Source organism: Desulfosalsimonas sp. (assembly GCF_046483245.1).
Lineage (GTDB): Bacteria > Desulfobacterota > Desulfobacteria > Desulfobacterales > Desulfosalsimonadaceae > Desulfosalsimonas.
The window spans coordinates 1-11,392 of the sequence record NZ_JAWODO010000166.1; the positions used below are offsets into that span (position 1 = coordinate 1).

The following is an 11,392-nucleotide window of genomic DNA, read 5'->3' on the forward strand; positions in this document are numbered from 1 at the left end:
CTTTTCCTGGTTTCTTGTCCTGGTTTTATGTTCTGGCTGCTTATCCCAGGGGCACAACCATGGGCGCGCCCCGGTGGCGGGTGATGTCCACGGGCACGTCATAGACCTCGCCGATGATTTCCGGGGTGACGGTCTCCGCGCCGCCTGCGGCAAAAATGCGCCCGGCCTTTAAAAAAATAAACTGGTCTGCATACCGAAGGGCCATGTTTAAGTTGTGCATGGTCATCACCGCGGCCACCTCGTGGGTGGCGGCCACCTGCCGGATGGTTTTCAGGATCTCGATCTGGTTTTTCAGATCCAGGCTGCTGGTGGGCTCATCGAGCAGCAGGATGCCGGGCTCCTGCACCAAAGCCCGGGCTATGCTGACTTTCTGCAGTTCCCCGCCGCTTAATTCCGTGACATACCGCAAGGAGAGCGCATTTAACCCGAGACGATCAATGGCCGCATGGGTCAGCCGGAGATCGTGCTCAGATGCCCGCCAGGTGATATGCGGCCGCCGGCCCAAAAGAATGGCATCAAAAACCGTGGTCCGGGAGGCTTCCGCCCGCTGGGCCACATATCCCATCCGTCTTGCAATTTCCATTGCCCTCATGTTTAGGATGTTTTCCCCGTTGATGCGCACCACTCCGCTTCGGGGCCGCAAAATGGCGTTCATGCACCGCAGCAGGGTGGTCTTGCCCACCCCGTTGGGCCCGAGAACAGCCACCACGTTGTGAACCGGCACTTCAAAGCAGATGGAATCCAGCACGGCCGTGCTTTTATACTGAAACGAGACATTGTCCACTGTGAGAATCATCGCTGCTGCCCCCGGATGATCAGGTAAATAAAGACAGGCGCACCCAGAAACGAGGTCAGGATGGATACCGGCAGAATGTGCGGGGCCAGCACCAGCCTGGCGGCCGTGTCTGCGGCCAGCAGCAGAAGCGCGCCGATCACACAGGTGCCGGGGAGCAGAAATCGGTGATCATCCCCGATCAGGCGCCGCACCATGTGCGGGCATACCAGGCCCACAAATCCAATGATGCCCAGAAACGCCACCACCACCGCGGTGACAAGGGAGGCCGCCAGCATGCCCACCAGCCGCACCCGTTCCACCCGGACCCCGAGGCCCCTGGCGGTTTCATCTCCGGCGTCAATGGCGTTGTAATCCCAGCGCTTGAAAAACCCGTAAACAAAAACCCCTGCCAGCACCACAGTGATCACGCCCAGCTCCTGCCAACTGGCCCGGGATACGTCGCCGAAGGTCCAGAATACCATGGCCGCCAGTTCCACGTCATCGGCAAAATATTGCAAAAACATGGTGCCGGCTGTAAAAAGCGATCCCAGGGCCACCCCGGCAAGGACCATGACCTCGGGCGAAGCGCTTCGGATCCGGGAAATGCCAATGATGATAAATGTGGCCACCAGGCTGAAGCCGAACGCGGAAATGGTGACCGCATACGGGGCCAGCATTGCCGGGAGCCCGGAGCTGGTTTCCTGTAAAGATCCCGGTCCCACCAGCATGACGCACAGGGCTGCGCCAAAAGCCGCGGCATGGGAAATGCCCAGGGTAAAGGGCGATCCCAGGGGGTTTCGCAAAATGGACTGCATCATGGCCCCGGCAACCGCGAGCCCGGCGCCTGCGGCCATGGCGGTCAGGGCCTGGGGCATCCGGATCTGCCAGATGATAATGTCCCATTTATGCGCCGAGGCCCGGCCCAGGAGGCTGGAAATCAGTTCGCCCACGGGCACGCGCACCGCGCCAACAGACACGGATGCAATAAGCACCAGGATCAGCAGGACCAGGGCTGCGGCCACAAAGGTGGTTTTTTTGCCGATATGGGTCTTGTATTCTTCCGGGATTTGGGTATGGGTCAGGTGCATGGCTGTTAATCGCCTTTTTGTTCCATCACTTGTTCAAATACCCGGTTGCCGAACATGGCGTTGATCCGCTCAAAAACCGGACGCCCCACAAGAAAGGAAAAGATTTGGTCTGCTTTTTTGCCCGGGTCAATGTCGGAAAATTTTTCCGGATACAGTTTTTTGCCCACATACCAGGCATTGGCAAAAATGGCCCCGAAATTCTGACCATACCAGTTATAGGGCATCAGGCCGAATACCCGGCCCCGGTCAACCGCGTCCAGGTGCTGGTATGCCGGATCCGTGTGCAGTTCATCTAAGGCGCTGGCACCGGGATTGGACACGGTGCCGGCAAGATCCAGAAATAAAATTTCCGGGTTCCAGGCCAGGATCTGCTCCCGGGCCACCTGGGCGTGGGAAACCGGTCCGGCCGTGGGCCTTGCGCTGTTGGCCGGATGCCAGGCCCGGGTGAATTCAAAGGGCGGATAATCCGGCTCAGTGGAGCGAAATCCATGGGGCCCCTTGTAGGAAATTCCGCCCACATAGCAGGCGGGCTTGGCCGATTGGGGTACGTCTGCGGTGCGCCGGGCCAGATCTGCGATTTGATCGTCAAAAAATTGGATGATTTCTTCGGCCCGTTTGCTTTTGCCCAAAACCCGGCCCATGATTTCCAGGGATTGATCCAGTTGATAGCGGTAGCCGGTGAGATTTCCGTATTGGAGCACAATCACCGGAATACCGGTTTTTTTTTGGAGCTCGTCCGGATCATGGCCCATGGATGCAAAAGTCTTGAAAATCACTTCGGGCTGGGGGGCCAGGGCGGCAATGAGTTCCGGGTTGTCCATACCCCGGAACTCCCCGAACATGGGTAGGTTCCGGAGTTCCGGATGGGCCAGGGCATAGGGCCGGGGATCGGCACCGGAAGAGATGTCTTTTTCCATGCTGTCAACCGCGATGATTCGGTCTGCTGCCTGAAGATAGACCACAAGCCGCAGGCATCCCGGACCCGAGCAGATCACGCGGCCGGCCGGCACGGGCACGGTTACCGTCCGGCCTGCGGCATCGGTGATGGTTTTCATGTTTCGGGCACAGGCGGTCTGGTCTTTGGCCGCCGGGATCAGAACCATGACCACGGCTGTGCTCAGGGCGAAAAAAAAAACGGCCAGGCGGGATGTCATTTTGCCTCCCTATGGCAATGGCGGCATATGCGTTTGCCGTCTTTGGCTTCCACCAGTTTTGCAGCCATGGTGGGCTCCCCGCATTGGTCGCAGGCAACAGAAGGGTCGATCCGGGCTTTTTCCGGCAGGTCAATGTTTGTTTCCTCAATGGAGAACAGGGATTGTTCATCCATTTCCAGGATATCGTGGGAGCGTTTCTCATGGATTTGGGAAAAGCGCTGTTTTTCCGTTTCATCGGCCTGATTGGCAATGACTTTCTGCAAAAGCGCCATGTGCTCGGGATCCGGTTCAAAGGCCCCGGGCCGCAAAGACACGCGCACGCCCCGGCCGGTCTGCCGGCTGGCAAAGGTAAACACCATCTTGCCGTAATCATGGTAAATAAAATTGCCCTTGCCAAAGGTGCATCCGGTGAGTACCTGGACGGCATCCGCCGAGCAGGCGTCGGTTTCCACGATGGCAATCAGTTCCTCGTCCAGGGAACGTTTTTGGTTTAAGTGGGCCATGCCGGAGCGCGCCGCCCGGTACCCGATGGAAACTCCGGGGCACAGATGACCGTGAAATTCCAGGCATTTTTGAAAATCTTCGCGTTCCATGACTTCCTGTGCTGTCATATTTATATCTCCTTTGCTGCAAATGTTTAAAAGACCAGCTCCGCGCCGATATGAAAGCTTCGGCCCGGTGCCGGAAAATCATATTCCTCCTGATACGTTTCATCCATGAGGTTTTCAACTCCCCCGGTGAGAAAGCCGGTGCAGTCCAGGTGCGCAAATACCGGGTACTTGAAAAACAGGTCCATGGTGATAAAATCATCCATTTCCCGCAGTTCGGCTGTTGTGCCGGGAAGCTGGGCGGCCCCGTCCGGGCTGGCTGTACCGGCCAGGTAGGGCACCTGCCGCTCATCGACCCAGCGCAATTTGACCCGGGCCATGGCCCCGTCCGGCCGCTGCCAGGACAGCCCGCAGTTGAACTTGTATTCCGGCAGCTCGGGCAGGGAATCCGAAAGCGTGTTGCTGGCATCCAGGACATCGCCGTGCTTTTGGGTATCCTGCCAGGCAAAATTGGCAAATGCGCTGATGTGCTTTGTCAAAGATGCGGTGGCATCGATTTCCGCGCCTGTGAAATCCACCCGGTCAACATTGTAAACCACCCGGCTGGGGGCATAGCCGAAAATCCAGCGGATATAGTCTTCCACCCGGTAGTGATACACGGTGGCAGACACGGTGAGATTTTTCAGCCCGGTGTATTCGGCCCCGGCCTCGTATTGCATGGCGTCTTCATAGGTGAGGTCCTTTCGGGTGACATTTGTCCGGGAATCCAGCTCCGGCTGGTATCCCGCATAATACCAATAAAATGCCGGGTTGTCCGGAAACCGGGCGGCCCGGCCGGCCCGGCCGTAGACCGAAAGCCAGGGCTGAAGGCTGTAGACAAGGCCGAGTTTCGGCTGGACAACACCTTCGTGAAAATCAACCTTTTGGTCTTCAAAACCCAGGGGCTTGCCGTTTGCATTGTAGCCGGTCACCGCATCCACAGTCCGGTCGCCCTTGTAATCGTCATAGCGAAGCCCTGCGTATACATCCGTTTTTTGGCTCACATCCCAGGTGTCATCCACGTACACGCCGTGCCACCGGGTGGCATCCCAGTCATCATCTCCGTCTGCAGGGGCCTTGGGAAAATACCCCGGCCGGATATAGGTGTTGTCCGTGCCGCCGTATCCCTGATAATTTCCTTCTGCCCCGAATCCGATTTGATGATTTTTTCCCGGTCTGGCAAAATTGGTTTTCCAGCCCCAGGACCGGTCCGGGACCGCGTCGCGCTCCAGGATTTTTTCCCCGGTTTTCCGGGAATAGAGGGTGTCTGTGCGGTCTTCGTAGTTGATATAGGTGATCAGTTCCGAATCCAGGGACCCGATCTGTTTTTGGGCCTGCAAATCCGCCTCTGTGCGCTCCTTGTGAAAAAAGCTGCGGTCGCCGTGGCTGTCGCCGGTGGGAAATGTGATTCCGGGCCCGGCCAGGTAGTCGCCGGCATGCTCCGGAAAATTTGAATCATAATCGGCCATGTTTTTGCGGTTTTCCACGGGCATTTGGTAATCGCCTGTGCTGTGGCGCAGGGAGAGCTGCAGTTCGCCATCATCACCCCAGAAGTAGTGGAAGCGGCCGGCAACATCCGTGCGCTCCGCACCGCTGTTTCGCAGGTGGCCGTCGGTGCGTTTGTGGCCGGCAGACAAACTGGCGGCAAATGCGTCCTGCCGGCCGGAAACCGAGGCATCTGCGGAAAAGGTGTTATATCGTTTGTAACCGGTTGAAATCCTGGCTTCAAAATTTTTTTCCGGTGGGTTGGATGTCATGCTCACCGCGCCTCCCAGGCTGTTTCCGTGTTTGGCGGAAAACGCGCCCTTGGTAATGTCCACGGTGTCAATCTGCTGGGTGGAAAGGGCAGTCCAGTCCACGAAATAACCGCCCATGACTCCGGTGCCGTTTAAGGGCCGGCCGTTTAAAAGGATCTGGGAGCGTCTTTCATCCAGCCCCCTCAGGCGCACCTGGCTGTTTTTGGGGGTAAGGATGCCCCGGCGCTGGATGTCAATGCCCGCGGTCGTGTCCATGGCATCCGGCACGGTGGTGACCACGGCCCGGCCGGCCGATTCCATCCGGATGGTTTGGGTGTCTGCCTCGGGTGACGGAATCTGAGCGCCTGTAAACACGATTTCCTCCATTTGATAAGCCGGCTGCTCCGGCTCCTCAGCGCCGGAAACCGCCGGCGCTGAAATTGCCATCAGCGCAGCCATTACGGGCAATGCAAAAATTATTAATATTTTCAATTGCCTTATCCTTTCTTTCTGAAAAACCATAAAAAAAGCCGGGTGGCCTGAGCGCCCTTCAGAGCGAGCAAAGCCTTCCCGGCTTGGTTTTTTTAAATTCGTGTGAATGAAAAATCAGAAAGATTTACAAGGGCAATTTCATATTGCGATTGCAACGCTATGTACACCGAAGCCGCCGGCACTGTCAATGATTTTTGCACTACCCTTCGTTCTAGTTGGCGGTTTCGCGCATTTTTGCCGACACGGTCGGAAACTGCTCCAGGTTGGTGTGGGGCAGAAACAGTGCGGATGTGAATTCATCCATAAACGCCGTGTTTGTGGAAAAATCCATGTAGGTCATGGCATTGCAGATCTCGCCGGCCGATTGCCGGTGATCTGCAGACAGCAGTGCCATGTAGGCACCGCCGATGCTGCTGTTGCCGTAATAATGGAATTTTTCCCGGTCAATGTCGGGCAGCAGGCCCAGGGTCACGGACTTGTCAATATCGAGAAACTGGCCGAAACCGCCAGTGATGATTAGCCGGTCGATCATGTCAAAGCTGACCCCGATCTGGTTGAGCAGCACCGTGAACCCCGCATACACGGCCCCCTTGCTGCGGATGAGGTTGTCAATGTCGGACTCGGTAAACACGATATCCTCGTCCATGGGGGTTTGGTCTGCAAATGCCAGCACATAGGCCGGCTCTTCGCCCACCGTCCCCATCCGGGGATGATCGGCATCCAGCTGAAATTTTCCCCGCTGGTCAATGATGCCCGTAAGCATCATTTCAGAGATCAGCTCGATCATGCCGGTGCCGCAAATGCCCCTTGGCGGCTCATCGCCGATGGTTCTGATGCGGGGTTCAAAGCTGCCGGGTTCAATGGTGACGCTTTCAATGGAGCCCTGCTCAGCGCGCATGCCCCAGCGGATGCCGCCGCCCTCAAATGCCGGGCCGGCCGAACACGAGGCACAGATGAGCCAGTCCTTGTTGCCCAGCACAATTTCACCGTTGGTGCCCACGTCAATAAACAGGGTCAGTTCTTCCTGCCGGTGCAGGCCGGTGTACAGAACACCGGAGACAATGTCGCCGCCCACGTAGCTGGCTGGCCCCGGCATGACAAACACGGCGGCATTGGCATTGGCCTTCAGTCCGATGCTCCCGCTTTTTAGCACCGGGAACTCGGATATGGACGGGATATAGGGTTCCCGCCGGATGTAGCGGGGTTCGATTTCCAGCAGCAGATGGGTCATGGTGGTGTTGCCGGAAATCACGACGTTGCCGATATCCCGGAAATTGACCCCTGCGCCTTCCGCAGCCTCCCGGATCAGGGTGTTGATGGTGGAATGCACCAGGGTGCTCAATTTCTTCACCCCATTTTTTTCCGCGCACACAATCCGGTTGATCACGTCATCGCCGCAGGATGCCTGCCGGTTATGCCCGGAAGTGGCGGCAATCACCCGGCCGTCTGCCATGTCCACCAGGTAGACCACGATGGTGGTGGTGCCGATGTCAATGGCCAGCCCCAGTCCGGGATTGGCTCTATTGCCGGGTTCCACCGCCACCACTTCGCTTGAGCAGGCCTTATGCATGATTGATGCCGTGACATTCCAGTTTTCGTTTCGCATGGCCGCAGCCAGTTGACGCATCACCGGCAGACCGATGTTTGTGCGGTCCGTGTCAATGCCGTTTTTCTTCAGGCCCCGTTTGAGCCGGTCCAGGTCGCTGACCGGGTCATCCAGGCTCGGCGGGCTGAGCTCCATGGAGATTTTTTCAAGCATGGGGGAAATCTCTGTGACCCGCCCCTGGAGGCGGCGGGTGACTTCTTCGCCCATGCCGGCCACCCGCAGTTTTCGTTCAATGGTTTCTTCCGGCACCCGCACGGAGACCGGGCCCCTGACCCGGCTCTGGCAGGCCAGGACATAGCCTTTCTGCTTTTCCTTGTCTGAGAGCAGGGCTGTATCGGTCTTGTCCACCTCTCCGTGTTCCACGATGAGCTTGCACTTGCCGCAAGCGCCCTTGCCGTTGCACGAGGCATTGATGTAGACATCCGCCTTTCTGGCCGCATCGAGCAGGGTGGCGCCCACAGGCACTTCGGCGGATTTGCCGTCCGGTGCGAAGTCCACTTTACAGGCCGCCTCTTGGGCCGGGGCCTGCCCGGATTCGTCGAGTTTTCGGGTCCCTTTGCTGAGAAACCAGATCGGGCATGAACTGCGGTATTTGCAGTAAAGTTCCGGATCACGGCATTCCAGGCATTGATCGCAGAGATAGATATTATGCTTCATGCATTTATAGCTGGTTTCGATTTCCGGGTGATTGACGCATTTGCCCATTTTGTACCTCCTTGTACGGCTTGATGGATTTTGCATAAAGTGTAAGGGAACGGAATAAGCAATATTTATGCCAGTGCACTAAAAAAATTGCAGAATGCTATTTTTTTAGTGCGCATACCCGCAGAAGGGTTCACTGGCAGGGATTATCCGGCTGATTGGGGCATGTTTGGTGGTGATGCAGGCAATGGGGGGCAGGCGGATTATAACGAATGTAACGTTATGGAACGTTAATATTTGAGGGAAATGTCTTGCACCAGGGCTTGTGCGCAAAAAAAAATCAGCAGGTAGCCGGGCTGCCAAGTACCCGGCCACCTGCTGATCCAGGGAGGTTGACAAGTCAGGAGGTGTTGTTCAACCTGTAAATTAAAAAGCAATATGCGTGCCAGATATCCGGGATGGGTTTTACAAACTGAGACTATCCCCGGATCAGATCGTAGGTGAGGTCCACGGCTTTTTCCATGGAAATCCGGCTCATGTTCAAAACAAGATCATACAGGCTCGGATGATCATAGTCCTCTTTTCCGAATTTTTTATAAAGAGCCCGCCGTCTTTTGTCCTGGACTGTTATGGTAGTTTCCGCCTGCTTGCGGGTGAGATTGTAATTTTCCATCATGAACCGGACCCGGTCTTCGCGCCTAGCCACCAGCAGAATGTGAAAGGCGCGGGGATGATCCCGCAGGATATACTGCCCGCCCCGGCCGACGATCACGCAGTCGCCTTCATCGGCCATGGTGCTGATGATTTCGGAAAGGGCGCTGACATAGATTTTTTCGTCAATATAGCCCTTGGTTTCAGCCAGGACCCGGTCCACGTAGCTTTTGGAGATCATGTAGTCCATAAACCGCAGCAGTGAGCCTCCGGCTTCCTTTTCAATGGATTTGACCCAGTTGTTGGATACTTTGGCGCGTTCGGCAACCATTTGCACAAGATCCTCATCCGCCAGGGTATAGCCCAGCCGCGTTGCTATGGTTTTTCCCAGGGTTTTTCCGCCTGCTCCGAATTGCCTTGAAATCGTCAGCACCGTCATAACCTCGGCTCCTTTTTGCGGGTGATTGTTGCAAAAACCTTGATCTCAACCCAGAACAATGTTTTTGTTTTATAAAATATATACATGTTTGCGCGCATGAAAACCCGAAAAACCAAAACCGGGTGAATATCCAATGCATTTATCGGATCATCCGGGCCTGCGGCCGGGCGTTTGCCCCAAAATCAGCGCCGCTTTTCAGAGCCGCTGGATCAAATAAATATAGGCCGGCAGGCGGCTGCGGGTTTTCAATTCATTAAACCGGGTCAGCAGCCGGTTTTTATCCCCGATGTGTTCAAGCGGAGACAGGTAGACCGCCCCTTTGGGATAAAAATGTGCCAGCCGGCTGCGGGTCAGTTCCAGAATCGAGGGCAGGTGGGATTCGGGCAGGTCCGCGCCGATCACGAAATTGGCCGTGACTTCAACCCGGTTGTATTGTTGGTTGATTTCCATCATCCGGTCAAAGGCGGCTGTCACTTTTTCGGCATTCAGGGGCTTTCCCAGGGCGGACAAAGTGGCTGTATCCCCGGATTCCAGGCCTATGTTGATATATGTGTAAAACGACAGGTCATTTAATCCGGCAAAAAGGCGGTGGTCTGCGGCCAGCATGGAATCCACGCTGCCGAATAAGAAAAGCCGGGGCTCTTTCATGAGCGATCGGCCGATTTCCAGAATATCCCAGGCCCTGCGCGCGGCAAAAAGAATCGGATCAGCCCCGGCATGCAAGGCATCGTGCTGGCCCAAAAAAACGGAATTGTAGTTGATCCGGTTGGCACCGTAGAATTGCGCCAACTCGCGGAGTTGGGCTTCAACAGCCTGCTGCGGGTGAACGGAAAAGCCGCGCCCGGATTTGACCCGGCAGAACCGGCAATTATACAGGCATCCTTTTGAGATGGCCACCGGGATCACGTCGTATTCAACGTGGCGGCAGTCCGGGGGCAGGACAGTGACCGGCCCGCCGATGATTTCGTGCAGGCGCCGGCCCCGGTGTTCCAGGATTTCCGGATTCATCGCCCGGATACGTTTAACAAATGCGCTTTGTTTTTCAGGTAGCTGTGTCGTGTCGAGTTGCTGCAGGTCCCGGCGCAGCCTGTGCCAGGCGGCAAAGGCTTCCCCGACCTCCTGCCTTTCAAAGGCGTCGACGCCAAACAGGGCATTGGTCTGGTAGGGCAGGCACGGGACGTAATATTCTCCCGTGTAGTTCAGGGCTCCGGCGTAACCCCCTGCGGAAAAATACTGCCAGTCATTTCCGGCGGTGCGCTTGAGCCATTCCGCAGAGGTGAGCCACCCGCCTGTCCGGCCGGCGATAGTCCGGATCTCGCCGTTGGGCTGGAATTCGAAAATATGCGCCGGGGTCCGGATTTCGCCATAGCAGCCATAACGCAGGGGGTAGCTGATTTTAATATATTCCACTGCCCCCTGTTTTTCCGGGGTGATGCTCAGTTTTTGAATCAGTTCAGAACGGGTTGTCATTTGGTTTTAAGAGATCAGTTCCGTCATTCCTCGCCGATGCCGATAAACCGGACATTGAGGTTGATGTTGATGTTCAGCCCGCCCTGCTCGGAGATTTCATCCAGAACCTGGGCGACCAGCATTTTGATGGCCTGGTCGGAATCCTCATTTTGCCGCGTTTTGGCCGTCTGGCTGGGCAGGCGGATGGCGGAAATGGTTTTGTCCATGGATTTGCGCCGTTTCTTGGAGTTATGCTTGATTTCACGGTTTTTCAGACGCGCGGAGCTGACATATTTTTTGAGATCCGGATAATCGGCAAGGGTTTGTTCAAGGGTGTAGCGGTTCTTTCCGGTTTTGCGGGTAAGGCCGTAAAGCGCTTCGGCCGGAAGGGACAGGGCTTCGGGGACCAAGTGATAGGTGTAGCCCTTGGCGCTTCTTTTTTTATAGATGAAAAAGCCCAGATCACATTTCTCGCTATTGCTTAATTTGGCCAGGATACTGGCAATATCCTGGATTTTTATGTTTTTTCCCGATTGCTCGGTGACCAGTTGTGTAATTTCCGGAGACCGCAGGTCCCGGCCCGTGAGCAATGCGTCAATAATAAATTCACTGTTGGTTTTTTTCTCCCGATCCATGGGATACCTTTCTCTGTTCCAATTGGGTTGTATAATAGTGCCTGAACAAAAACCGTCTTTTCCGCCAATCTCTGCGTCCGGCTCAAATTTTAATCCTCAAAATACGTCGAGTATTCCTGCGGTTAAAATTTTCGCCGT

General features: G+C 56.0%; 9 protein-coding genes. All 9 read right to left on the reverse strand.

The genetic code is table 11. The features are described from left to right. Positions 1 to 40: 40 nt before the first annotated feature. Positions 41 to 796 (reverse strand): ABC transporter ATP-binding protein, encoded by a 756-nt coding sequence (locus tag R6U41_RS14060; protein ID WP_410270473.1) that lies wholly within the window; start codon positions 794 to 796, stop codon positions 41 to 43. Continuing rightward, positions 793 to 1,863 carry a FecCD family ABC transporter permease gene (locus tag R6U41_RS14065; protein WP_410270474.1) on the reverse strand — a complete coding sequence of 357 codons (1,071 nt, stop codon included), beginning with the start codon at positions 1,861 to 1,863 and terminating at the stop codon, positions 793 to 795. The genes R6U41_RS14060 and R6U41_RS14065 overlap by 4 nt, the downstream gene beginning before the upstream one ends. 5 nt (positions 1,864 to 1,868) lie before the next feature. Further along, complete coding sequence (locus R6U41_RS14070; protein ID WP_410270475.1) at positions 1,869 to 3,017, reverse strand: iron ABC transporter substrate-binding protein; 1,149 nt, start codon at positions 3,015 to 3,017, stop codon at positions 1,869 to 1,871. Next, positions 3,014 to 3,628: an FmdE family protein gene (locus R6U41_RS14075; RefSeq protein ID WP_410270476.1), complete on the reverse strand. Its 615-nt coding sequence runs from the start codon at positions 3,626 to 3,628 to the stop codon at positions 3,014 to 3,016. The genes R6U41_RS14070 and R6U41_RS14075 overlap by 4 nt, the downstream gene beginning before the upstream one ends. A 26-nt stretch (positions 3,629 to 3,654) precedes the next feature. Next, the gene (locus R6U41_RS14080; protein ID WP_410270477.1) at positions 3,655 to 5,787 is read right to left on the reverse strand and encodes a TonB-dependent receptor; all 2,133 of its coding nucleotides are present in this window, start codon (positions 5,785 to 5,787) and stop codon (positions 3,655 to 3,657) included. Positions 5,788 to 6,043: 256 nt separating this feature from the next. Next, a complete protein-coding gene (locus R6U41_RS14085; RefSeq protein ID WP_410270478.1) occupies positions 6,044 to 8,143 on the reverse strand; it encodes an ASKHA domain-containing protein in 2,100 nt (699 codons plus the stop codon). Positions 8,144 to 8,558: 415 nt separating this feature from the next. Continuing rightward, positions 8,559 to 9,170, reverse strand: coding sequence for a cytidylate kinase-like family protein (locus R6U41_RS14090; protein ID WP_410270479.1), 612 nt, complete (start codon positions 9,168 to 9,170; stop codon positions 8,559 to 8,561). A gap of 195 nt (positions 9,171 to 9,365) precedes the next feature. Then, entirely contained in the window at positions 9,366 to 10,640 is a 1,275-nt protein-coding gene (locus R6U41_RS14095; RefSeq protein WP_410270480.1) for a radical SAM protein, read from the reverse strand. 23 nt (positions 10,641 to 10,663) lie between these two features. Then, a complete protein-coding gene (locus R6U41_RS14100; RefSeq protein ID WP_410270481.1) occupies positions 10,664 to 11,254 on the reverse strand; it encodes a hypothetical protein in 591 nt (196 codons plus the stop codon). Positions 11,255 to 11,392: the final 138 nt, after the last annotated feature.